Source organism: Petralouisia sp., from assembly GCF_056822245.1.
This window is the reverse complement of record NZ_JBQIOP010000001.1, coordinates 88,187-109,990: the sequence shown is the minus strand read 5'-3', so window position 1 is coordinate 109,990 and position 21,804 is coordinate 88,187. Positions and strand designations below refer to the sequence as shown.

At 46.2% G+C, this 21,804-nt stretch carries 25 protein-coding genes and 1 pseudogene; 22 read left to right on the top strand and 4 right to left on the bottom strand.

Going from position 1 to position 21,804, the window contains the following annotated elements; genetic code table 11:
- Positions 1-18 precede the first annotated feature (18 nt).
- Together ACTO17_RS00490 and ACTO17_RS00485 are read right to left on the bottom strand one after the other, a co-directional pair.
- Complete coding sequence (locus ACTO17_RS00490) at positions 19-576, bottom strand: chromate transporter (protein WP_172537654.1); 558 nt, start codon at positions 574-576, stop codon at positions 19-21.
- Positions 573-1,133 (bottom strand): chromate transporter, encoded by a 561-nt coding sequence (locus ACTO17_RS00485; protein ID WP_482556488.1) that lies wholly within the window; start codon positions 1,131-1,133, stop codon positions 573-575. The genes ACTO17_RS00490 and ACTO17_RS00485 overlap by 4 nt, the downstream gene beginning before the upstream one ends.
- A gap of 123 nt (positions 1,134-1,256) precedes the next feature.
- Here ACTO17_RS00485 and ACTO17_RS00480 point away from each other — a divergent pair, with 123 nt between their 5' ends.
- From ACTO17_RS00480 to ACTO17_RS00390, 19 genes and pseudogenes are all read left to right on the top strand, one after another.
- Entirely contained in the window at positions 1,257-2,150 is an 894-nt protein-coding gene (locus ACTO17_RS00480) for a LysR family transcriptional regulator (RefSeq protein ID WP_482556487.1), read from the top strand.
- The gene (locus ACTO17_RS00475) at positions 2,143-3,534 is read left to right on the top strand and encodes a sulfatase family protein (protein WP_482556486.1); all 1,392 of its coding nucleotides are present in this window, start codon (positions 2,143-2,145) and stop codon (positions 3,532-3,534) included. The genes ACTO17_RS00480 and ACTO17_RS00475 overlap by 8 nt, the downstream gene beginning before the upstream one ends.
- A gap of 12 nt (positions 3,535-3,546) precedes the next feature.
- A pseudogene (locus tag ACTO17_RS00470) lies at positions 3,547-3,618 on the top strand (DUF6783 domain-containing protein); the annotation flags it as partial.
- A 533-nt stretch (positions 3,619-4,151) separates the two neighbouring features.
- Positions 4,152-4,496 (top strand): YlxM family DNA-binding protein, encoded by a 345-nt coding sequence (ylxM, locus tag ACTO17_RS00465; RefSeq protein ID WP_172535920.1) that lies wholly within the window; start codon positions 4,152-4,154, stop codon positions 4,494-4,496.
- Between the two features lies 1 nt (position 4,497).
- A complete protein-coding gene (gene ffh / locus ACTO17_RS00460; protein ID WP_482556485.1) occupies positions 4,498-5,859 on the top strand; it encodes a signal recognition particle protein in 1,362 nt (453 codons plus the stop codon).
- 74 nt (positions 5,860-5,933) lie between these two features.
- On the top strand, positions 5,934-6,176 hold the full coding sequence (gene rpsP / locus ACTO17_RS00455; protein ID WP_172535922.1) for a 30S ribosomal protein S16: 243 nt from the start codon (positions 5,934-5,936) through the stop codon (positions 6,174-6,176).
- 18 nt (positions 6,177-6,194) lie between these two features.
- Positions 6,195-6,425 (top strand): KH domain-containing protein, encoded by a 231-nt coding sequence (locus ACTO17_RS00450; protein ID WP_135990685.1) that lies wholly within the window; start codon positions 6,195-6,197, stop codon positions 6,423-6,425.
- A gap of 104 nt (positions 6,426-6,529) precedes the next feature.
- A complete protein-coding gene (gene rimM, locus ACTO17_RS00445; protein WP_172535923.1) occupies positions 6,530-7,084 on the top strand; it encodes a ribosome maturation factor RimM in 555 nt (184 codons plus the stop codon).
- A gap of 2 nt (positions 7,085-7,086) precedes the next feature.
- A complete protein-coding gene (trmD, locus tag ACTO17_RS00440; RefSeq protein ID WP_482556544.1) occupies positions 7,087-7,815 on the top strand; it encodes a tRNA (guanosine(37)-N1)-methyltransferase TrmD in 729 nt (242 codons plus the stop codon).
- Positions 7,816-7,953: 138 nt separating this feature from the next.
- A complete protein-coding gene (gene rplS, locus ACTO17_RS00435) occupies positions 7,954-8,307 on the top strand; it encodes a 50S ribosomal protein L19 (RefSeq protein WP_482556484.1) in 354 nt (117 codons plus the stop codon).
- A gap of 148 nt (positions 8,308-8,455) precedes the next feature.
- Entirely contained in the window at positions 8,456-9,037 is a 582-nt protein-coding gene (lepB, locus tag ACTO17_RS00430; protein ID WP_172535925.1) for a signal peptidase I, read from the top strand.
- Between the two features lie 10 nt (positions 9,038-9,047).
- The gene (ylqF, locus tag ACTO17_RS00425) at positions 9,048-9,899 is read left to right on the top strand and encodes a ribosome biogenesis GTPase YlqF (protein WP_482556483.1); all 852 of its coding nucleotides are present in this window, start codon (positions 9,048-9,050) and stop codon (positions 9,897-9,899) included.
- A 66-nt stretch (positions 9,900-9,965) separates the two neighbouring features.
- Positions 9,966-10,574: a signal peptidase I gene (gene lepB, locus ACTO17_RS00420; RefSeq protein ID WP_482556482.1), complete on the top strand. Its 609-nt coding sequence runs from the start codon at positions 9,966-9,968 to the stop codon at positions 10,572-10,574.
- A gap of 38 nt (positions 10,575-10,612) precedes the next feature.
- Positions 10,613-11,341, top strand: coding sequence for a ribonuclease HII (rnhB, locus tag ACTO17_RS00415; protein WP_482556543.1), 729 nt, complete (start codon positions 10,613-10,615; stop codon positions 11,339-11,341).
- A 17-nt stretch (positions 11,342-11,358) separates the two neighbouring features.
- Positions 11,359-13,287, top strand: a complete 1,929-nt coding sequence (locus ACTO17_RS00410; protein WP_482556481.1) for a hypothetical protein — start codon at positions 11,359-11,361, stop codon at positions 13,285-13,287.
- Between the two features lie 136 nt (positions 13,288-13,423).
- Entirely contained in the window at positions 13,424-13,708 is a 285-nt protein-coding gene (locus ACTO17_RS00405) for an EscU/YscU/HrcU family type III secretion system export apparatus switch protein (protein ID WP_172535935.1), read from the top strand.
- 16 nt (positions 13,709-13,724) lie between these two features.
- Positions 13,725-14,093, top strand: a complete 369-nt coding sequence (locus ACTO17_RS00400) for a YraN family protein (RefSeq protein ID WP_482556480.1) — start codon at positions 13,725-13,727, stop codon at positions 14,091-14,093.
- 341 nt (positions 14,094-14,434) lie between these two features.
- On the top strand, positions 14,435-15,259 hold the full coding sequence (gene pgeF, locus ACTO17_RS00395) for a peptidoglycan editing factor PgeF (RefSeq protein ID WP_482556542.1): 825 nt from the start codon (positions 14,435-14,437) through the stop codon (positions 15,257-15,259).
- Positions 15,260-15,388: 129 nt separating this feature from the next.
- Positions 15,389-16,420 (top strand): M42 family metallopeptidase, encoded by a 1,032-nt coding sequence (locus ACTO17_RS00390; protein ID WP_482556479.1) that lies wholly within the window; start codon positions 15,389-15,391, stop codon positions 16,418-16,420.
- A gap of 201 nt (positions 16,421-16,621) precedes the next feature.
- On the opposite strand, the gene ACTO17_RS00385 is transcribed toward ACTO17_RS00390, so the two are convergent.
- Positions 16,622-16,963, bottom strand: a complete 342-nt coding sequence (locus ACTO17_RS00385) for a hypothetical protein (RefSeq protein WP_172535931.1) — start codon at positions 16,961-16,963, stop codon at positions 16,622-16,624.
- A gap of 210 nt (positions 16,964-17,173) precedes the next feature.
- Here ACTO17_RS00385 and ACTO17_RS00380 point away from each other — a divergent pair, with 210 nt between their 5' ends.
- On the top strand, positions 17,174-17,404 hold the full coding sequence (locus ACTO17_RS00380) for a helix-turn-helix domain-containing protein (RefSeq protein ID WP_172539629.1): 231 nt from the start codon (positions 17,174-17,176) through the stop codon (positions 17,402-17,404).
- Between the two features lie 216 nt (positions 17,405-17,620).
- Entirely contained in the window at positions 17,621-17,803 is a 183-nt protein-coding gene (locus ACTO17_RS00375) for a hypothetical protein (RefSeq protein WP_172539623.1), read from the top strand.
- A 219-nt stretch (positions 17,804-18,022) separates the two neighbouring features.
- Here the strand turns inward: ACTO17_RS00375 and ACTO17_RS00370 are convergent, their stop codons facing one another.
- Complete coding sequence (locus tag ACTO17_RS00370; protein WP_172539624.1) at positions 18,023-19,663, bottom strand: ABC-F family ATP-binding cassette domain-containing protein; 1,641 nt, start codon at positions 19,661-19,663, stop codon at positions 18,023-18,025.
- A gap of 225 nt (positions 19,664-19,888) precedes the next feature.
- Between ACTO17_RS00370 and ACTO17_RS00365 the strand changes: the two genes are divergently transcribed.
- The gene (locus ACTO17_RS00365; RefSeq protein ID WP_482556478.1) at positions 19,889-21,691 is read left to right on the top strand and encodes an EAL domain-containing protein; all 1,803 of its coding nucleotides are present in this window, start codon (positions 19,889-19,891) and stop codon (positions 21,689-21,691) included.
- The last annotated feature ends 113 nt before the right edge of the window (positions 21,692-21,804 follow it).

Genomic DNA, 21,804 nt, shown 5'->3' with positions numbered 1-21,804 from the left:
GAGTCCTCGCTTTTCTTTCTAGTATAACATATTAATTCCCAGATAAGATACCCCGCACAGGGCCATAATAAGGATGGGATTGCATTTTCGTTTGCGCAGGATTACAAACGCTGCAAGAAAAATGACTGCGCCTGTCCAGTCTGTATTTTGCAGCCTTAGCTCCCTTTCTGCGAACAGGGCGGTTTGGGCAATGGAGAGTCCTGCTGAGAAGATCAGGGCGACCACCGCCGGGCGCAGGCAAAAAAGCACACTTTGAATCAAAGATGAACCTTTATAATGGCAGTAAAGAAATGCAAGAAAAGTCACAATCATTAATGAGGGAAAAATGCACCCAAAGGTTGCAGCCAGGGCGCCGCCGATTCCGGCAATGCGGATGCCGACAAAAGTGGCGGAATTGACGGCAATGGGCCCCGGGGTCATTTCGGCAATGGTGATCAGATCTGTAAATTCGCCCATGGTCATCCAGGAGTGCAGTTCTACGATCTGATTCTGGATCAGCGGCAGGGCAGCATACCCGCCTCCGATGCTGAACAGCCCTACCTGGAAAAAACTGATAAATAATTGAATGTAAATCATGCTTCTCCTTTCTTTCGGCGAAAAATTTCCCGGATGATCCCAAAGGAAGCTGTGGCCAAAATGATGTAAATGACGTTGATATGACAGAAAAAGGCAGCGATAAAAGCAATGGACATCAAGAGGATACTGGCGATTGACTTTTCCTCCCATACATTTTGTCCCAGGTTCCATACCACGTCAAAAATTACGGCGGCAACCCCGGCCTGCATACCCTTTAATGCCAGAACGATATATGGGTTTGAAATAAAGGAGGCATAAAAAAAGGAGATAACTGAAAGGAGACCCAAGGGCGGAAGGATGGTCCCGGCAACTGCGGCTGTAATCCCGGCGGCGCCGGCAGTGCGCCAGCCCACAAGGATAGCTGCATTTATTGCAATTGCCCCTGGGGAAGCCTGGGACAGCGCGGTGAGATCCAGCATTTCCTGTTCATCGAGCCAGCCCAGTTCATCTGCAAATTTCTGTTTCATCAATGTGATGATCACGAAGCCGCCGCCGAAGGTAAAAGCGCTGATATAAAGCATATTGAAAAAGAGCTGCAGTAATTTTTTGCCTGACATGTATCTGCCTCCTGAGATTTAAAATATATTTTAATTATAAGGCTTGCAATGATATATGTAAAATGTTATTATTTTATGGTAATCATATCAATTTTGGTATAAATAGTGAAATGGAGATGAGATATGACGATCCGACATATGAAAATCTTTCTTCAGGTCTATTCTCTGGAAAGCATTACAAAGGCTGCAGAAATTTTAAATATGACCCAGCCCAACGTTACCCGCGCCATCCAGGAAATGGAACGCTACTATGGCGTTTGCCTGTTTGAGCGGATTGGCCATCGCTTAAGCCGTACGGCTGTTGGACAGGAGTTTTATGCGCATGCTTTGCACATCGTGGAAGCGTTTGACAGAATGGAAAAGGAATTGCGGGATTGGGATGAAATTGGGAAAATCCGGCTTGGGGCCACCAATACCCTGGGCTGCTTTTTTTTGCCGGATCTGCTGCTTCAATTTCAGAAACAGTACCCCAAATTGGAGATCGTTTCTACGGTCACCAATGCGGACGCGCTCCAAAGCGGCCTTTTAAACAATCAATATGATCTGGCGCTGATTGAAGGAATTGTCAGTATGCCTGGGCTGCATGCCGAGCCCTTTGCCGCAGACAAGCTGCTGCTTGTTCTTCCGCCCGGACATGAGCTGGCAAAGAAAGAAAAGATTTTTCCTTTCGATATAGAGAAATATCCGCTGCTTCTCAGGGAACAAGGGAGCACAACCCATTCCCTGTTAGAGCATTTTTTCTTTCTGCACCACATAGAAGCAGCGCCTGTGTTCGAAAGCTGTAATCCCCAGGCCCTGATCCAAGCGGTCCAATGCGGGCTTGGCATTTCATTTTTACCGGAACGGTGGGTAAAAGAATTGGCAAAGGAAGGGAAAATTGTGTTGCGGGAGATGCCGGAGGAGAGTTTTAAAAGAGAGAATTATGTGGTATGGCATGAAAACAAATTTTTAACGAAAACAATGAAAATGCTGATTAACGTAATCAAAGAGAAAGGACAGGGATACTTAAATGAATAAACCCAATATTTTGTTTTATTTTTCGGATCAGCAGCGCCCGGACACGTTAGGATGTTACGGGCAAAGGATGGACATCAGTCCGAATTTGGACAGGCTGGCAGCAGAAGGAGTGGTATTTGAAAATGCGTTTACCGCTCAGCCTGTATGCGGCCCCTGCAGGGCATTGTTTCAGACAGGGCGTTATCCGACGGAAATCAATTGCTATCGAAATGGACAGCCTCTTCCGGCCAACGTGAAAACGGTGGCAAATTACATGGATGAAGCAGGCTATGACAATGCCTATGTGGGAAAATGGCATCTGGCAAGTGAGCGGAACAGTTATTCGGCTCCTCCCAGTATTGATTATGAGACGGCTCCTATTCCTCTGGAGCGGCGGGGCGGCTATCATGGGTTCTGGAGGGTTTCTGATGTGCTGGAAGCCACTTCCCATGGATATGACGGATATGTTTTTGATGAAGATATGCAAAAAAGAGAATTTAAGGGATACCGTGCAGACTGCATCACAGATTTTGCCATGGAATATTTGAATCAGTACAACGGCGAAAAACCATTTTTTCTGACCATATCCCATATTGAACCCCACCATCAAAACGACCGGGGCTGTTATGAGGGACCCAATGGTTCAAAAGAGCGGTTTGCAGGCTATGAGATTCCTGAGGAGCTGAAAGCCCTTGGCGGAGATGCAGCTGAAATGTATCCGGATTATTTAGGCTGCTGTAAGAGCCTGGACGATAACTTAGGGCGTATCATAGAAAAGCTTAAGGAAAAAGGGCTTTATGATAACACAGTGATTATTTATGGTTCAGATCACGGCTGCCATTTTAAAACCCGCAATAAGGATGAACATCTTATGGGGGCGGACGACTATAAACGCTCCTGTCATGATTCTGCTCTGAAAGTGCCCCTTGTAATTTCGGGACCCGGATTCAGAGGAGGGAAGAGGGTCAGGGAGTTGGTAAGTACAGCCAGTCTCCCCAAAACATTCCTTGCCATGGGAGGCATAGACATTGGAAATCTGATGATAGGAGAAAACCTGAAAGACGTAGCGGATGGAAAAACCCATCACAGGGAAAACAGAGTTTTTGCCCAGATCAGTGAAAGCCGTACCGGAAGATGTATCCGGACAGAAGATTATCTTTACAGCGTATATGCCCCGGACTCAGATGGATGGCAGGAGGGAAGCAGCGATTACTATGCTGAGGATTTCTTATACGATCTGAAAAAGGACCCATATCAATTAAAAAATCTGGTGGGCGATTCAGAATATAACGAAATAAAGAAGGAGCTGTCCAGGCAGCTTTTGGATGAAATTGAGAAGGCGGAAGGGGTGCGGCCTGTGATTGAGTACAGATCAGACCTGGAGGGAGATTTGTGCCGAATATAGGGAGGCGTAGAGGGCTGCGTTGACCAAATGAAGTATAAATGTCACGCAAATTGGGGGATGCAGATGTCCGGAATGATTTTTTAAACATGTTTTAGTACTACAGCGAACAATCCAAATATAAAACGTTCGCTGTAGTATTAGTGTGAGTTATTAGATACAGGCATTGTCTAAAAAAGAAACGCGTGCTATACTTAGAATATGGGAAACCATAGAGCCAGGCGGCTGCCCTCCGAAACGGAGGGGCTGACCCTCCAGACGAAAGAAAGGAGGGCGTTGCTAATGATGATTACATATTCTGATTTGGTTCAGACTGGAATATTCATTGTTGCCCTTATTGGATTGTGTTACACAGTTTTTAAGGGAAAACGAAAATAGCCGCCACTACTGCGAATAGTGACGGCTGACACCATGTGTTAGTTTGATTTGTTCGAGGGTAGCCGCTTCTATGGCTTTCCCTTTTTATATCTCTAATATAGCATATTCGGCAGCAGGATTCAAGAGCTGAACGCAGAATTGCGACAAATTCAAAAAAGGCAGATAAATACAAACAACAGTTCGTAAAGAAAAAACACTTGACACCCGCTTTCTTTTATAGTATGATACCCAAGGTGATAGAAATGGAAAGAAAATTGATGCAGACGTATCTGTATGATTTTTATGGAGAGCTGCTGACGGATCACCAGAGAGAAGTTTATGAGGATTTTGTGCTGAATGATTTATCCCTCAGTGAGATTGCCCAGGAAGAGGGAATCAGCCGCCAGGGCGTGCATGATCTGGTGAAACGCTGTGACAGGATTTTAGAAGGATATGAGGAAAAACTGCATCTTTTAGAGCGGTTCTTAAGCACAAAAGAGAAGGTCAGCAGAATTCAGTCACTCAGCCGGAATTATCAGCAGCAGAAGGAAGCCGTGGTGATGGCAGAGATTGAAGCTATTTCCAATGAGATATTAGAGGAGTTATAAGATGGCATTTGACAGCTTATCGGAGAAATTACAGAATGTATTCAAATCTTTGCGGAGCAAGGGGCTTTTGACAGAAGATGATGTGAAAACAGCATTGAAGGAAGTAAAACTTGCGCTGTTGGAAGCGGACGTCAACTTTAAGGTTGTAAAGCAATTTGTGAAATCTGTACAGGAGCGGGCAGTAGGACAGGATGTGATGAACGGCCTGAATCCGGGGCAGATGGTAATTAAGATTGTAAACGAGGAACTGGTTACTCTGATGGGGTCTGAGACAACGGAGATTGCCTTAAGGCCGGGCAGTGAAGTGACAGTGATCATGATGGCGGGCCTGCAGGGAGCAGGTAAGACCACAACCACCGCCAAGATTGCCGGAAAGCTGAAGCAGAAGGGAAGAAAACCTCTTCTGACAGCCTGTGATATTTACCGTCCTGCAGCGATTCAGCAGCTTCAGATTAACGGTGAGAAGCAGGGGGTGGAAGTGTTTTCCATGGGCGACAGCCATAAGCCTGCCAATATCGCCAAAGCAGCCATTGAACATGCCAGGGCAAAAGGATTTAACACAGTGATTCTGGATACGGCGGGACGTCTCCATGTGGATGAAGAGATGATGCAGGAGCTGCAGGAAATCAAAGAGCAGGTGGAGGTGCATCAGACCATTCTGGTGGTGGACGCCATGACAGGCCAGGACGCAGTGAACGTGGCCACAACCTTTAATGACAAAATCGGCATTGACGGCGTGATTCTCACCAAGCTGGACGGAGACACCAGAGGCGGAGCAGCATTGTCCATCCGGGCAGTTACCGGCAAACCGCTGTTGTACGTTGGTATGGGTGAGAAATTGTCTGACCTGGAGCAGTTTTATCCGGATCGGATGGCCAACCGGATTCTGGGCATGGGAGATGTTCTGACCCTGATTGAGAAGGCCCAGGAAACCATTGACGAAGAGAAGGCAAAAGAACTGGAACAGAAGATGAAGAAGGCGGAATTCGGCTTCGACGATTATCTGGAATCCATGAACCAGATGAAGAAGATGGGCGGGATTTCCAGTCTGCTCAGTATGATGCCCGGAATCGGAGGCTCCCAGATTGCCGAGATTGAGAATGCCATGGATGAAAAGAAAATGGCAAGAATTGAAGGAATTATCTATTCCATGACCCCAAAGGAACGGGCCAATCCCTCAATCCTGAATCCCAGCAGGAAGCGCAGAATTGCCAAAGGCGCAGGCGTGGATCTCAGTGAGGTAAACCGGCTGGTAAAGCAGTTTGAGCAGAGCCGGAAAATGATGAAGCAGATCCCGGGACTGATGGGCGGCAAAGGAAAGGGCAGGCGCAGAGGCGGGTTCAAGTTGCCCTTTGGCTTTTAACATAACAGTCAGTAACAGGACAATATGTTCTGATTACAGAATAAATAGAAAGATATATCAGGAGGTGATATGCGATGGTAAAGATCAGATTAAAGAGAATGGGCCAGAAGAAAGCGCCTTTCTATAGAATCATTGTTGCTGATTCCAGATCTCCGAGAGACGGTAAGTTTATCGAGGAAATCGGAACATACGATCCAACGAAAGATCCAAGTGAATTTCACGTAAATGAAGAATTGGCGAAAAAATGGTTAGCAAATGGTGCGCAGCCTACAGAAGTAGTAGGGAAGATCTTTAAGGCAGCCGGTATCGAAAAATAATCTTCGTGAGGTGACGTAATGAAAGAATTAGTAGAAGTAATTGCAAGAGCGCTTGTGGATTATCCGGAAGAGGTTGCAGTTACAGAGACTGAGAACGACAAATCCATTGTGATAGAGTTACGTGTTGCCCAGGCAGATATGGGAAAGGTAATCGGAAAGCAGGGACGGATTGCAAAAGCAATTCGTTCCGTTGTAAAAGCAGCAGCGGCTAAAAGTGATAAAAAAGTAGTAGTGGATATCATGCAATAAGATGGTATTGCTCCGACATTGAACCGCCGGAGTAAAAGTAGCTGTACGCAGAAGAATCGCAGTGAGTTCTGGCTCATTGCGATTTTTTTGGGAAAGGAAGTTCTATGGAAGATTTGTTTCAGGTGGGCGTGATTACAACCACCCATGGCGTGCGGGGAGAGGTAAAGGTATTTCCCACTACCGACGATCCGGCACGGTTTAAAAAATTGAAAAACGTATTGCTGGACACAGGAAAAGAAAAACTTGCACTGGAAATCAGCCAGGTGAAATTTTTTAAAAACCTGGTTATTCTGAAATTCCGGGGCATTGACAATATAAATGATGTGGAAAAGTATAAAGGAAAAAGCCTTCTGATCGCAAGGGAACAGGCGGTAAAATGCGAAGAAGGGGAATACTTCATCGCGGATTTGATTGGCCTTGAGGTTAAGACAGAGGAGGGACAGTTGTTAGGAGAAGTGAAAGATGTGCTGCAGACCGGAGCCAATGATGTGTATATCATCCAGGTAGCCCCGGATTCTCCCTATAGTTCCAGAGTATCGAATAAAAAGAAAGAGCTTTTGCTTCCTGCCATTCAGGAATGTATCAGGAAGATTGACATTGCTGACAAAACCATGCAGGTGCATCTGATGGCAGGATTACTGGAAGAAGGAATGGAATGAGTATGAAATTTTATATTTTGACATTGTTTCCGGAAATGGTTGCAAACGGGCTGAATACCAGTATTATCGGCCGGGCGGCAGAGGCGGGGCTTCTGCAGATAGAAGCGGTAAATATCCGGGACTATTCAGCGAATAAGCATCAGAAAGTAGACGATTATCCCTATGGCGGCGGCGCGGGAATGCTGATGCAGGCACAGCCGGTCTATGATGCCTGGCGCTCGGTGGTGGAGCGGAGCGGCAAAAAGCCCCGGTGCGTCTATGTAACGCCCCAGGGCAGAACCTTTACGCAGCAGGACGCCAAAGAGTTTGCCAAAGAAGAGGAGATGATCCTTTTGTGCGGTCATTATGAAGGGATTGACGAGCGGGTACTGGAAGAAATCGTGACGGATTATATGTCCATCGGAGATTATGTGCTCACCGGCGGAGAGCTTCCGGCCATGGTAATGGTAGACGCTGTTTCCCGGATGGTGCCGGGAGTGTTAGGCAATGAGGAATCTGGCTCTTTTGAGTCTTTTGAGGGAAATTTACTGGAGTATCCTCAGTATTCCCGGCCGGAGGAATGGAACGGAAGAAGAGTGCCGCCGGTTCTTTTGTCCGGCCATCACAAAAATATTGAACAGTGGCGCAGGCAGCAGTCCATTCTGCTGACCGGCAGAAGAAGGCCGGATTTGCTGGAAAAAGCAGAGCTGACAGAGGAAGAGAGGAATTGGCTGAAAGAAGCAGGCCTTTGAAATATTTCAGCAGAGGGGCGGCAAATATTTCTTGCATTTCCATTGGGCCTGTGCTATAATACAAATCTGTGAAAAGAAAATGATGGTCCTCTGTTACGAAGCGTATTAAGAACATCTAAATGAATCAGGAGGTCACAAATGAACGCAACAGACATTATTAAAAGCATTGAACAGGAACAGTTAAAGGCAGAAGTAGACGAATTCCGTGTGGGCGATACCGTGAAAGTTTACGGTAAGATCAAAGAAGGAAACCGTGAGAGAATTCAGGTTTTTGAAGGAATTGTTTTAAAGAGACAGGGCGGAAGCAACAGAGAGACTTTTACCGTAAGAAAGTTTTCCAACGGCATTGGCGTAGAAAAGACATGGCCGCTGCATTCTCCCAATGTAGAGAAGATTGAAGTGGTTCGCCGCGGTAAAGTAAGACGTGCGAAGCTGAACTATCTGAGAGGACGCGTAGGTAAGAGAGCTAAGGTAAAAGAACTGATGAAATAATTCAGGCAGAAGCAAATACCTGTGAGAGCAGCCATGGGGCAGTTTTTCTCAGGAAGGAAGCAAGGGACAAATACGATGGTAGTTGTCCCTTGCTTTGTATACATGCAGGTCGGAAAATGGCAGAAGGGGCCGTTATACAGAGGGAACTATGAGAAGAACATCGGGATTGAATTTTAATCGGAAAAAGAAAAAAGTAAACACCGGACTGGTGCAGGAAGTGATTGTCTGGATCGGAGAGATTCTTCTGACAATTGCGCTGGCAATACTTTTTGTGCTGTCTGTGGGCTTTCGCGTGTCTGTGGTGGGGCCTTCCATGTCGCCTACGTTAGAGAGCGGGGAGAAGATTCTGGTGAACCGCATCGGCTGCAAGCTGTTCGGCCCGGGTCGGAATGATCTGATTGTTTTTTTGCCCAACGGAAATGAGAAATCCCATTACTATATCAAACGCGTCATCGGCCTGCCGGGAGACCGGGTACAGATTAAGGACGGCATTATCTATATCAATGGAGAACCCTTTGAGGAAAAAATAGAAGTTTCCGCCATTGAGAATCCCCTTCTGGCAGAGGAGGAGATTGTGGTGGAAGAGGATGAATATTTCGTATTGGGAGACAACCGGAACAACAGCGAGGACAGCCGGTATGCCAGTATCGGCAATGTGAAAAAAGAATATATCGTTGGGAAAGCATGGTGCATTGTGTATCCCTGGAACCGGTTCGGATTGTTGAAATAAAGGAGATAATATGAATTTTCAGTGGTATCCCGGGCATATGACGAAGGCCAAACGTCAGATGCAGGAAGATATGAAGTTGATAGATTTGGTAATTGAACTGGTGGACGCCAGAATTCCCTTAAGCAGCCGCAATCCTGACATTGATGAGCTGGGGCGGCAGAAAGCAAGGCTGATTCTGATGAATAAGGCGGATCTGGCCAGTGAGAAGCAGACGCAGCGCTGGTCTGATTTTTTCCGGAATAAAGGATATTTTGTGGTGAAATTAGACGCCAGAACCAGGTCAGGAATGAAAGGCATCAATGATGTGATTATGGAAGCCTGCCGGGAGAAAATGGAACGGGACAGAAAGCGGGGCATCAAAAACCGCCCGGTGCGCGCCATGGTGGTTGGAATCCCCAATGTGGGAAAGTCCACGTTTATCAATACTTTTGCAGGAAAAGCCTGTACGAAAACCGGAAATAAGCCGGGGGTCACTAAGGGAAAACAGTGGATTCGGCTGAACCGGAACGTGGAACTTCTGGATACGCCGGGAATTTTATGGCCCAAGTTTGAGGATCAGCGGGTGGGGCTGCACCTGGCGCTGATTGGCTCCATTAAGGATGAAATATTGAATATCGACGAGCTTTCTCTGGAACTGATTAAGATTCTGAAAGAATATTATCCCGGAATTTTGAAAGAGCGGTACGACGCGGCGGAAGAAGCCCAGCCGCCGGAAATTTTAATGCAGATTGCGGAGAACAGAAATTGTATCAAAAAGGGAAATGAGCTGGATTACAGCAAAGCGGCCGCTCTGGCCCTGGATGAATTCCGCAGCGGGCGTTTGGGGAAAATAACGCTTGAATTTCCAGAAGAGCAGCAGTAAAATAGCAGTATGGAAACAGCGGAGTATTATAAATTTTAGCAGATGGCGGGAAGAGAAATTATAGATATGAGTAAAAGGGAAAACGACAATAAGATAGAAGTGAAGCAGGAATCCAAAAAAGACGCTTCAGAAGGAAAATCGGGTGTGCTGAAAGAAACAGTCAGCTTTATTTTGTATATAGCGGTTGTATTTCTGGCCACCTATCTGGTGATTCATTACGTAGGGCAGAGAACCCAGGTAAGCGGAACCTCTATGGAATATACCCTCAGCGACGGGGATAATCTGATTGTGGACAAAATCAGCTACCGGTTCCACGCGCCGGAACGTTTTGATATCATAGTATTTCCCTTTCAGCAGGAAGAGGATACCTACTATATTAAAAGGATTATCGGGCTTCCGGGAGAAACGGTGCAGATTGACGAAGCAGGCAGCATTTTTATTGACGGTGAAGTGTTAGAGGAATCTTACGGCAGGGAAGTGATGCTGGATCAGGGGCAGGCGGCAGTACCCATTGAACTGGGAGAAGATGAATATTTTGTGCTGGGAGATAACCGGAATGCAAGTTCTGACAGCAGAGACCCCAGAGTGGGCGTGGTGCATAGAAAAGATATTATCGGCAGAGCCTGGCTTCGGATTTATCCCTTTGACAACGCCGGGTTTATCAAACACCAGTAGAGGAGAAGCAAGTGGGAGAACAAAAGAAAATCAGTTTGATGAAAGAAGAATTACAGGCGGCAGAGGAGACGATGCTGCCTTCTTTTATATCCAAATACGAAGAAGATGAAAGAGCCGGCGCAAGAAAACTGGTGCAGCAGGCCAGAAACCGTATGGAAGCTCTGGAACGGGAGAGACAGCGGATTTGGAACTTAAAAGAGTACGAAAGAAAATATGAGAGCGCGGGCCTTGTGTGCGGAATTGACGAAGCGGGAAGGGGGCCGCTGGCAGGGCCGGTGGTTGCCGGCGCCGTGATACTGCCCAAAGACTGCAGTATTTTATATATCAATGATTCCAAAAAGCTCAGTGAGAAAAAGCGGGAGGAGCTGTATGAGGTGATTATGAACGAGGCTCTGGCAGCGGGGATCGGAATGGTCAGCCCCCAGCGGATTGATGAAATCAATATTCTGCAGGCAACTTATGAGGCAATGCGCGAAGCTATTCAAAAATTGTCTCTGACGCCCGATATATTATTAAATGATGCGGTGACAATTCCGCAGATTTCCATTCCCCAGGTTCCTATCATCAAAGGGGATGCAAAAAGTATTTCCATCGGTGCGGCAAGCATCATTGCAAAAGTCACCAGGGACAGACTGATGGCAGAGTATGATAAAATTATGCCGGAATACGGATTTGCCAAGAATAAGGGATACGGCACCAAAGAGCATATGGCGGCGATACAGCTCCACGGGCCCTCTCCGATTCACCGAAGGACGTTTATAAAATAAGGAAGGCGTGATGAAATATGTCGTTAGGAGGCATTTTACAGTATCAGACTAATACAGCGTCAAATACACAGACTTTGGGAAGCGTAAAAGAAACGATTGCGGCAAAGCCTGTGGCTCAGGCCCAGGAGCTGATGCCGGGAAAAGTTTTTGAAGGCATGGTGACAGACATAAAGAACGGCCAGGTAACCCTGGGATTAAGCGACGGAAGAACCATATCCGCCAGAATGGAGGCGGGGGTAAGTCTGGAAAAGGGTCAGCCCATGCTGTTTGAGGTGAAGGCAAACACGGGGGATCAGATTTCCATTCGCCCGGTGACCTTAGAAAGCGCGCAGAATCCCACGCTGATGAAGGCATTAGAGGCAGCGGGACTGAAGGTAACGCCCCGGAACCTTTCTATGGTCAATGAGATGATGATGGAGCAGCTTCCCATAGATAAAAGCAGCCTGATGCAGATGGCCCGGGCAGCGGCCAGTTTTCCGGAAGCGAATATGCAGACTTTGGTGCAGATGCAGAAGCTGGGAATTGCCATTACGGAGAATTCCCTGAATCAGTTTCAGAATTATCAGAACGGTCAGCAGGCGGTTTTACCCCAGATGCAGGAGCTGATGGAAGGGATTGCCAACCTTCCGGAGCAATTGTTCGGAAAAGACGGAATCGGGCAGAATACGGCTTTTTCTGAGAATTTTACATTGGGAAATCCGGCGGCGGAAAGCGGCCAGAGTCCGGAAACAGGACAGTTATTGGGACTGCAGCGTCAGCTTTTGTCCATTCTTCTGGGCGGCCAGGAAGCCGGGAATCGGGACGGTGTTCAGGCAGCTCCCGGCCAGGGCCAGGGAATGCAGAATGAAGCGCTTACCCAGACCGTCCCAAAGGGAGGGCAATCCGGAGAGGGAGCCATAACCGGAGAGCAGGCAGTCCAGAATCAGCTGCTGCAGGAAGGAAATGCCGGACAGAACCAGACAGTCTCCAGTCTGTCTCAGCAGAATCCGGAGTCGGTACTGGTTGGCGGTCAGAATCCGGAGTCAGCAGCGGTTGGCGGTCAGCAGCAGAATCCGGAATCTTCAGCAGTCAGCAGTCAGAATCCGGAGCCGGCAGCGGTTGACGGTCACCAGCAACCCCCCATAGACGCTGTTTTAAGCAGGGAGCAGCAGGGAAATCTGGCCAATATGCTGAAAGGATTTCCGGGAGCGGCGGGAAATGAGCAGCTGTTGCCCCAGGGCCAGCTGAACACCAGTCTTTCTGCCGGGGAAATGCTGCAGCAGATTATGAAGTCTCTGGACAACGGCGGGAATCTCAATGGAAATGAGGTAAAGAAGCTGTTTTCTTCCAGGGAATTTAAGGGACTGATGAAGCAGGCGATGACAGAGCAGTGGATGCTCCGGCCGGAACAGCTGAAAGAAGAGGGAGCGGTGAAAGAGCTGTATCAGCGTCTGACCAGGCAGATGACAGAGCTGCAGCAGGCTCTTTCCCAGGCGGGAAAAGAGGGAACGGCCCTTGCCAGAACCGCCCAGTCCGTACAGAGCAATCTGGATTTTATGAATCAGCTGAATCAGATCTATACTTATGTGCAGCTTCCGCTGAAATTGCAGCAGCAGAATGCCCACAGTGATTTGTATGTGTATACCAACAAGAAAAACCTCAGGGATAAAGAGGGCGAACTGTCTGCCCTGCTGCATCTGGATTTGGAGCACTTAGGCTCCACGGATATCTATGTAAAAATGCATGGCTCCTCTGTGCAGACGGATTTTTACCTGGCGGATGATTTGTCGTTTCGCCTGATTGGGAATTTTACCGAACAGTTGGTGGAACGTCTGAAAGAGAAAGGATATAGCTGTGAGGTTAACGTGGAAAACCGGAAGCTTAAGAAGAATACGGTGCAGGATTTTCTGGAACAGGAGAAGCCGGCCGGAAAGCTTCACCGGTATTCCTTTGATGTGAAAGCATAATATAACGAAGGGACGCGAGGGAACCCATCGTCAAAGTTGGCATGTTCCATTTGCGTTTCTGTATCATAGCGGCACAGGGGGCGTGAGGAAATCTATGGCAGAAACAAGATATAAGAATACCCAGGAATTGGTAACCATGGAGACCCTGAAGGGACAGAGGCAGAAAACGGCTGTGGCCATCGCATACAATCCGGGAGAGGCTGCGCCGAAAATTATCGCCACCGGAAAGGGGCATCTGGCAGAAAAAATTATTGAGAAGGCCAAGGAAGAGAATATTCCCTTTTACCGGGATGATAAGCTGGCGAAAACCCTTTCCAAGTTGGAAATCGGAGATATGATACCGCCGGAGCTGTATGAGGTGGTGGCGGAAATCCTGGTATTCGTGGATGATATGGAACGAATGAGAGAAAAAATAAAATAAACGGAGGAGAATTGCATTGGCCAAAACAGGGAATCAGAACCGCCGTCTGGGGATGGGGTATGAACAGCAGGCGGCAGATTTTCTGGAAGCCCGGGGATATCAGATTTTACACAGGAATTTTTACAGCCGGTACGGAGAAATTGATTTGGTGGCCAGGCAGGAGAAAACACTGGTATTCCTGGAAGTGAAATACAGAAAAAGCGAAGCAGGCGGCCATCCCCTGGAGGCAGTGGATCGAAGAAAACAGCGGAGGATCTGCAAAACGGCGGTTTATTACTGTCTGCATTACGGATATGGGGAATATATGCCCTGCCGTTTTGATGTAATCGGGATACTGGGAGAGGAAATCATTCATGTGGAGGATGCGTTTCCTTTTCAGGGGTGATATAATACTACGGCGAATATGTTTTTTGAATACGGACGGAACTGCCGGATTGCCCTTTGGCACGCAAACGGGGCAGCGTTTCGGCAAACTAACTGCTAACTTCGGCTAAGGAAGTCAGGAAAGCCTTCCTTCCTAAGTCTCTGTAAGCAGTGGATTTTGCCTGCACTTAAGAATGCCCGTGAACGGTTTGCTTAGCCAAAGGGCAATCCGGCAGTTCCTGTGTATTGAAATGATAAAAAGTTCGCCGTAATGTTAGATTGTGTTTTAGCAGTTTTTAGGTTAAGAGAGGAGGAAGGATGGAAGATTTTATTATAGAACAAAGGGCGGGTGGAAAGGAGCCGATGCCGGCGCTTGGGCAGGCGGAGACGGGGGAAGGGATGTTTCCCTACCTGTATTTTCCACTGCTGGAGGAAACAGGGATAGTAAAACACTGTTTTACCACCAGAATGGGCGGAGTGAGCCAGGGATATTTTGAGAGCCTGAATTTGAGCTTTGCCAGAGGAGATGACAGGGAAGCGGTAAAAGAGAATTTCCGCCGGGTGTCTCTTGCCCTGGGAACGGATTACGAGGATTTTGTCTTTACCGATCAGACCCATACTGCCAATGTGAAGCGGGTGGGCCGGGACGACGCAGGAAAAGGGCTTACCAGAGAACGGGACTATTCCGATATCGACGGCCTGATTACCGATGAGCCGGGACTGGCGCTGTCTGCTTTTTATGCGGATTGTGTGCCTCTTTATTTTGTGGATCGCAGGCAGCGCGCCATTGGACTGTCCCATTCCGGCTGGCGGGGGACGGTAAGACGCATGGGAAGAGAAACGCTCCTTGCCATGGAACGGGAATTCCGGACCGATCCAAAAGACGTGCTCTGTGCCGTGGGCCCCTCCATCTGCCAGAGCTGTTATGAAGTCAGCGAAGATGTGGCAGCAGAATTTCAGCGGGAATTTCCCGGCCATGAAAGCGAACTTCTGCAGGAGAAAGAAAATGGCAAATATCAGCTTGACCTTTGGCGGGCCAATGAAATCGTCCTGTTAGAAGCCGGCATAAAGCCGGAACATCTGGCAGTTACAAATTTATGCACCTGCTGCAACCATAAGCTGCTGTTTTCCCACCGTGCCAGCCACGGAAAGAGGGGAAATCTGGGAGCGTTTTTGTGCTTAGAATAGAACGTATATTCGGTGTAATAATAAGCAGTTATTGCTGGGGAACGCTGCCCGGTTTGTGTGAAAAAGGACGCTCCCGAATTTCCGTCCGTATTTCAAAAAACAAAAAATAATAGATTAGGAGAGACAACAATGGATAAGATCACAGAATATATTTTAGAACAAACCAAACAATTACTGGCTATCGACAGCCCCACCGGCTACACCAAAGAAGCTTCTGATTATCTGATGCAGGAATACAGTTCTCTGGGCTATCAGCCCGAAAAAACGGTAAAAGGCGGCGTGCTGGTGGATTTAGGAGGCCCAAAAGGGGAAAATCCCCTTTTGCTGGAAGCCCATCTGGATACCCTGGGAGCCATGGTACAGGAAATTAAAGAAAACGGAAGGCTGAAGGTGTCTCCCCTTGGCGGTTTAAATCCCAATAATACCGAGGCGGAAAACTGCAGAGTGATTACCCGGCTGAATGGAAGTTATGAAGGCACCTTCCAATTGGAAAACGCATCCATCCATGTAAACGATGACTATAATGGGACAAAGCGCAGCTTTGACGCCATGGAGGTGGTGTTGGATGAAAAAGTAAATTCCAAGGATGACACGAAGAAGCTGGGAATTATGGTGGGAGATATTGTAGCTTTTGAACCCAGGACGGTTATAACGAAGCAGGGATATATTAAAAGCCGTTTTCTGGACGACAAACTGAGTGTGGGAATTTTCCTTGGATTTGCAAAATACCTGAAAGAAGAAAATATTACATTGAAACGGAAGATTTATCAGCATGCCACTGTATTTGAAGAAGTGGGGCACGGAGCCTGCGGCACAGTGCCCAAAGGCGTGACAGAGATTCTTTCTGTGGATATGGGATGCGTGGGAGACGGCCTGGACTGTACGGAGCATCAGGTGTCCATCTGCGCCAAAGACAGCGTAGGGCCTTACCATTATCAGGTAGTCACGGAGCTGATAAAAGCGGCAAAAGATCATGAGATTGATTTTGCCGTGGATATCTATCCCCATTACGGTTCCGATGCAGATGCGGCTTTAGAAGCCGGATATGACTGCAGGCACGGGCTGATAGGGCCCGGAGTCTATGCTTCCCACGGATATGAGAGATCCCATGTGGACGGCGTGAAAGCAACGCTGGAGCTGCTGAAGGCATATCTGCTGTAGAGAAAAGAGCCACTTGAAAATCAAGCAGCTCTCATGTATAATCTGCTTAGAAGCGAACGGAATTGAATCTCCGATTGCCCTCAGTAAAAACGATTATAAGAAATAAGCATCCAAACTTGAGCGGTAGGGATGCTTATTTCTTTTTATGATTGTCTATGTAACACAGACAAAAGAACCTATGTATAGGTCAAAAAATTAACCTTATCTGGTATCAATCAACTCTGATTCTTTAAAACAGGAAACGTCTGCATTTTCCAATATTTTAAATAAATACATATCTGTTTCTTCCTCTGTAAATATTCCTAAATCCTGCATATTCAGCACACTGAGTGCAAGAGACATCAATTTCGGATTTTTCTTTGCCCATATCTCTATAAGCGCCTCATCTGCCGTTATGGGATTTACAGTAACAATAAACTGTTTACCATCTGTTGACGTGACAAGTATCGTATCTGTTTCATCATCTAATGATATGTTTGAAAACATTGTAGCCTGCTTCTTCATAATGTTAAAAAGAAAGCTTTTTATATCATCTTTGCACATGATAATTCCTCCTAGTCAGTGTGTTTTTAATGTTTCCGCTTTGTTCTCTGTTTCCTTCTGATATTTTCTGAATTCTCAGTTTTATTTTTCCTTTCCCAATTTTATGTATTTGAAGTAAAAAAGAAACATAATAACTCACTACGACTTATATTTTGAGCTTAACTGGAAACTTATAATAAAATATTGGGTGAGGTGAAGAACGTGGACAACATGAAACATAATTTCACTGTAAAATATCCTGAGCGTATCAAAGAATTACGCCAAGATAATGACTTGACTCAAAAAGAAGTTGCCAAAATATTAAAAGTCGCACAAACAACCTATTCTCAATATGAATTATATAAAAGGCCCATGCCCATAGAATGCTTAATGATTCTCTGTAAATTCTATGACGTTTCGGCTGATTATATTTTAGGATTCACAAATAGTAAAATCCATTAGTTTGCATTTATAAATTCTCCTAAAAACAGTTTAACTCACTATGACTTAAAAATCAAGATTTAATTCCTGACTTCCTTAGCTGGAGTAATATAACTACAAGCATGTGGTAAGAACAACAATTGTCGCGTTTAATAGGGCTTTACACCTTTTAAATAATCCGCTATAATAAATACAGGAACAAATCACACTTTATAATAAAAAAGGCGGTGATAAAACATGACCGAAAAAGAGATGTTAAAAATATCAATTGAAGAGTTTGACAGAATACAAGATTATATGTTATGTTGTGAAAAGGATACCGAAGTATACAAAAAAATGAAAAAACGTTATACGGCTTTAAAAGTCATTTTAACGGCTTCCGGTGTTAATCTTACAGAGATTGACTATATAAAAGAATAATACATGACAACCGAATAACAGCAATCAAAATTAAAAAGGTGTAAGGTCTTATGAAAGTGTCAAGGCTTTGCACCTTTTTAATTTTAGTCACAGATTTTAAAGTGTGAGAGTGACAAGCCTCTAAAAATGCCCTAAAACAAAAAGAAGAGCTGTTTGGAAAGAAATCCCTCCAGACAGCCCTGTCCTTGATTGTTGATTTCAGACAATCCAACATGCCCGTTAATCGTCCTCCTCCTGCGCATTGCTGGTGGAGTACACCTGACGTTTTCTTGCCATTTCATCACTTTCCAGATATTCATCGTAAGTGGTAATCTTATCAATCATACTGCCGTTGGGCAGGAATTCAATAATCCGGTTGGCCGTGGTCTGCACCACCTGATGGTCCCGGGACGCAAATAAAATCACGCCGGAAAATTTCATCAGCCCGTTGTTTAAAGCGGTGATGGACTCCATATCCAGGTGGTCTGTCGGCTCATCCAGAATCAGGACGTTTGCCCCGGTAATCATCATGCGGGACAGAAGAACGCGCACTTTCTCCCCTCCGGAGAGGACCTTCATTTTCTTAACGCCGTCGTCTCCGGCAAACAGCATTCGTCCCAGAAAGCCCCGGACATAAGTAGCGTCCTTGATTTCAGAAAACTGCGTCAGCCATTCCACAATCTGAAGATCGTTGTCGAAGATTTCCGTGTTGTCTTTGGGGAAATAAGACTGACTGGTGGTAACGCCCCATTTGTAATTGCCCTCATCCGGCTCCAGTTCTCCGGCCAGGATTTTGAACAGGGTGGTCTTTGCAGTTTCATTGCTTCCCACAAAGGCGATTTTATCATCATGTCCCACAATGAAGGATACGTTGTCCAGTACCTTTACTCCGTCGATGGTTTTGCTCAAGTTTTCCACCGTAAGCACTTCATTTCCGATTTCCCGGTTGGGACGGAAATCAATGTAAGGATATTTCCGGCTGGAGGGCTTGATTTCGTCCAACTGTATTTTCTCCAGCGCTTTCTTTCGGGAGGTTGCCTGTTTGGACTTGGAAGCGTTGGCGGAGAAACGGGAAATAAATTCCTGCAGCTCTTTGATTTTCTCTTCTTTCTTCTTGTTGGCTTCCTTCATCTGCTTAATTAATAGCTGACTGGATTCATACCAGAAATCATAATTTCCGGCATAGAGCTGAATTTTGGCATAGTCAATATCAGCGGTATGGGTGCAGACTTTATTTAAAAAGTACCGGTCATGGGACACCACAATCACGGTGTTGTCAAAGTTAATGAGAAATTCCTCCAGCCATGCAATCGCGTCCAGATCCAAATGGTTGGTGGGCTCGTCTAAGAGAAGAATGTCGGGATTGCCGAACAGCGCCTGAGCCAGCAGGATTTTTACCTTCTGTTCTCCGGTCAGGTCCTTCATCAGAGCGTAGTGGAATTCCGTTTCAATGCCAAGGCCGTTTAAAAGCTGCGCCGCGTCAGACTCAGCATTCCAGCCGTCCATTTCTGCAAATTCCGCCTCCAGCTCACTGGCGCGGATTCCGTCCTCGTCGGTGAAATCTTCTTTCATATAAATAGCGTCTTTTTCCTTCATAATATCATACAGACGCTGATTGCCCATGATGACAGTATCCAATGCGGAAAACTCGTCATACTTGAAATGATCCTGCTGCAGGAAAGAGAGCCGCTGTCCCGGAGTAATAAACACGTCGCCTTTGGTGGGCTCTAACTGTCCGTTCAAAATTTTCAGAAAGGTGGATTTGCCGGCGCCGTTGGCTCCGATCAGGCCGTAGCAGTTGCCTTCTGTGAACTTGATGTTTACATCTTCAAATAATGCTTTTTTTCCAATTCTCAATGTTACGTTGTTTGCACTAATCATATTAAAAACCTCATATTTTCTGAATTTTCTTCCTGTTTCCATGGGCCTTTGCCCTTGCCTATCTATTATACATAAAACTGCCGTATTTTCAAGGAAAAGTTATTTACTTCAGAAGAAAAAGCCGTTGAAATTAAGTTTACATTTTGGTATGATAGAAAATAATGGAAGCACTATAACCAGAGAAAGCAGGAACTGTGCAGAATCAGTAAGGTAGGGAACGATTTTATGAATCAAGTGAAAATGAATAAAACGAATATTCAAAAGAAAGAAAACCTGGAAGAAGCGCTGTGTCTGCAGGCTGAGAGGTATAAATTAATCAAAGAAATTAATCAGGAGCTTGTAAAGCTGTTTTATCAGGGCGGTGACGTGAACGATTCCCTGAATGAGACTCTGGAACGGATCGGGAATCAATATGAGCTGCAGCTTGCGGCAGTATTGGAATATGAGGGAAAGAAGAGAGAACAGGTCTGGACGAACTGCTGGTGTCTGGAAAACGGGGCCTTGACAGACAGCGATTTGAAACAGGAATGTCTCTCACTGCCCGTTTTGACTGAAAGAGGAACAAATGGGCAGCCTTACTGCCAGGGCAGAGAAGGGCTGTTTAAAGGTTCTGAGGAATGCAGCGCACTGTTCTGCGGCAGGGAAGAAGCAGGGGAATGGAGCGATTTTAAGAAAGAGACGCTGGGGGAATTGGCCCATATGGTTTCTTTTCTGGTGGCGCTAAGAAACCATAAGAAAGAGGATCAGAGACAGATTATGTACTTGAAGCGGCGGGATCTGCTGACAGGGCTTTATATCGAAGAGGCATTTAAGAGCAAGGTGAAAGAGGAGCTTGCCAACTGGAGAGATGACCGGCAGTATGCCGTTATTTATACGGATATCAATGATTTTTCCTATATCAATGACAATTTCGGATATGCAGCGGGAAATGATATTTTAAAGGCCCTTGCAGATTTAATCCGCGGAGGCGAAAACAGAATCTCCTGCCGTCTGTATTCTGATTTGTTTATTACCTTTTTCTGGGATACCGATCGGGATACCATTCTGGAGAAAATCGTGAACACAAGCCTGAATTTCAGCAGAAAGCAGAAAGAGATATACCCATCCTGCAGCATCAGACTGACCACCGGAATTTATTTTATGGAAGATAAAGATGAGAATCTGGACATTGCCATAGAAAACGCCAATCTCACCAGAAAGAGCATCAAAGGCAACAGCAGCGCATTCTGCCGGGTGTATGAGAGTAATATGAGAAAACAGCGGGAAGAGGAAAAACAAGTGTTGGCAGAGTTTCAGAGAAGCCTGGAGGAGGGGGGATTTCAGGTCTATGTGCAGCCGAAATTCCGCCTGTCCGGATTTGAAATTTCCGGCGGGGAAGCGCTGGTGCGGTGGAAAAAGAAAGACGGCAGAATAGAATCCCCCGCATGGTTTATTCCTGTTCTGGAGCGTTCCGGCTATGTGGTGGAACTGGATTTCTATGTGTATGAACAGGTGTTGATTTATATGCGGAGCTGGTTAGAGGCGGGAAAAGAGCCTCCGGTGATTTCTGTGAACTTTTCCAGAAGCCATTTTGAGCGGGAAGGGATTTACCGGCGGATTATGTCTCTGACCAAAGCGTACCGGATTGAACCGAAATATATAGAAATTGAGATTACAGAAAGTCTGTTTGCCACCGGGTATGAATTGGTCAAGACAGAGGTGCGGCAGCTTCGCCAGGCGGGATTCCGGGTAGCCATTGATGATTTCGGAACCGGGTATTCCTCTCTTGGAATGCTCCTTGATATTCCGGCAGACATTGTGAAGGTGGACCGGAGTTTTCTGAACCGGGAGAATCATGAAAATGAGAAGGAATTTATTCAGCATATGGGCAGGCTGATTGAAAGCGTGAAGGAGGAAGTGATTTTTGAAGGAATTGAGACAGAAGAGCAGCGGGAGTTTCTGGTAAAGTGCGGGTTCAGGTTCGGACAGGGATTTTTATTTGACCGTCCGATGCCCATTCAGGTGTTTCAAGAAAAATACATGAAATAAGCTGAAAACTATTGATTTTTTCGGCTATAATTATTATAGTATAAAGGAAGAATTTGTTACGGTTTTCTGTTCCGTCCCGGAGTTATATGCCGGATGGGAGGGGAGCGGTAATA

What these genes read in the sequence shown, in the direction of transcription:
- ylxM (WP_172535920.1), top strand. Translation starts at nt 4,152, where the DNA reads ATGGAAAGAAAATTGATGCAGACGTATCTGTATGATTTTTATGGAGAG.
- lepB (WP_172535925.1), top strand. Translation starts at nt 8,456, where the DNA reads ATGAGAAGAACATCGGGATTGAATTTTAATCGGAAAAAGAAAAAAGTA.
- pgeF (WP_482556542.1), top strand. Translation starts at nt 14,435, where the DNA reads ATGCCGGCGCTTGGGCAGGCGGAGACGGGGGAAGGGATGTTTCCCTAC.
- ACTO17_RS00485 (WP_482556488.1), bottom strand. Translation starts at nt 1,133, where the DNA reads ATGTCAGGCAAAAAATTACTGCAGCTCTTTTTCAATATGCTTTATATC.
- ACTO17_RS00380 (WP_172539629.1), top strand. Translation starts at nt 17,174, where the DNA reads ATGAAACATAATTTCACTGTAAAATATCCTGAGCGTATCAAAGAATTA.
- ACTO17_RS00385 (WP_172535931.1), bottom strand. Translation starts at nt 16,963, where the DNA reads ATGTGCAAAGATGATATAAAAAGCTTTCTTTTTAACATTATGAAGAAG.
- rpsP (WP_172535922.1), top strand. Translation starts at nt 5,934, where the DNA reads ATGGTAAAGATCAGATTAAAGAGAATGGGCCAGAAGAAAGCGCCTTTC.
- ACTO17_RS00390 (WP_482556479.1), top strand. Translation starts at nt 15,389, where the DNA reads ATGGATAAGATCACAGAATATATTTTAGAACAAACCAAACAATTACTG.
- lepB (WP_482556482.1), top strand. Translation starts at nt 9,966, where the DNA reads ATGAGTAAAAGGGAAAACGACAATAAGATAGAAGTGAAGCAGGAATCC.
- trmD (WP_482556544.1), top strand. Translation starts at nt 7,087, where the DNA reads ATGAAATTTTATATTTTGACATTGTTTCCGGAAATGGTTGCAAACGGG.
- ACTO17_RS00370 (WP_172539624.1), bottom strand. Translation starts at nt 19,663, where the DNA reads ATGATTAGTGCAAACAACGTAACATTGAGAATTGGAAAAAAAGCATTA.
- ACTO17_RS00450 (WP_135990685.1), top strand. Translation starts at nt 6,195, where the DNA reads ATGAAAGAATTAGTAGAAGTAATTGCAAGAGCGCTTGTGGATTATCCG.
- rnhB (WP_482556543.1), top strand. Translation starts at nt 10,613, where the DNA reads ATGAAAGAAGAATTACAGGCGGCAGAGGAGACGATGCTGCCTTCTTTT.
- ACTO17_RS00375 (WP_172539623.1), top strand. Translation starts at nt 17,621, where the DNA reads ATGACCGAAAAAGAGATGTTAAAAATATCAATTGAAGAGTTTGACAGA.
- ACTO17_RS00480 (WP_482556487.1), top strand. Translation starts at nt 1,257, where the DNA reads ATGACGATCCGACATATGAAAATCTTTCTTCAGGTCTATTCTCTGGAA.
- ACTO17_RS00475 (WP_482556486.1), top strand. Translation starts at nt 2,143, where the DNA reads ATGAATAAACCCAATATTTTGTTTTATTTTTCGGATCAGCAGCGCCCG.
- ACTO17_RS00365 (WP_482556478.1), top strand. Translation starts at nt 19,889, where the DNA reads ATGAATCAAGTGAAAATGAATAAAACGAATATTCAAAAGAAAGAAAAC.
- ACTO17_RS00490 (WP_172537654.1), bottom strand. Translation starts at nt 576, where the DNA reads ATGATTTACATTCAATTATTTATCAGTTTTTTCCAGGTAGGGCTGTTC.
- ACTO17_RS00405 (WP_172535935.1), top strand. Translation starts at nt 13,424, where the DNA reads ATGGAGACCCTGAAGGGACAGAGGCAGAAAACGGCTGTGGCCATCGCA.
- rimM (WP_172535923.1), top strand. Translation starts at nt 6,530, where the DNA reads ATGGAAGATTTGTTTCAGGTGGGCGTGATTACAACCACCCATGGCGTG.
- ylqF (WP_482556483.1), top strand. Translation starts at nt 9,048, where the DNA reads ATGAATTTTCAGTGGTATCCCGGGCATATGACGAAGGCCAAACGTCAG.
- rplS (WP_482556484.1), top strand. Translation starts at nt 7,954, where the DNA reads ATGAACGCAACAGACATTATTAAAAGCATTGAACAGGAACAGTTAAAG.
- ACTO17_RS00410 (WP_482556481.1), top strand. Translation starts at nt 11,359, where the DNA reads ATGTCGTTAGGAGGCATTTTACAGTATCAGACTAATACAGCGTCAAAT.
- ffh (WP_482556485.1), top strand. Translation starts at nt 4,498, where the DNA reads ATGGCATTTGACAGCTTATCGGAGAAATTACAGAATGTATTCAAATCT.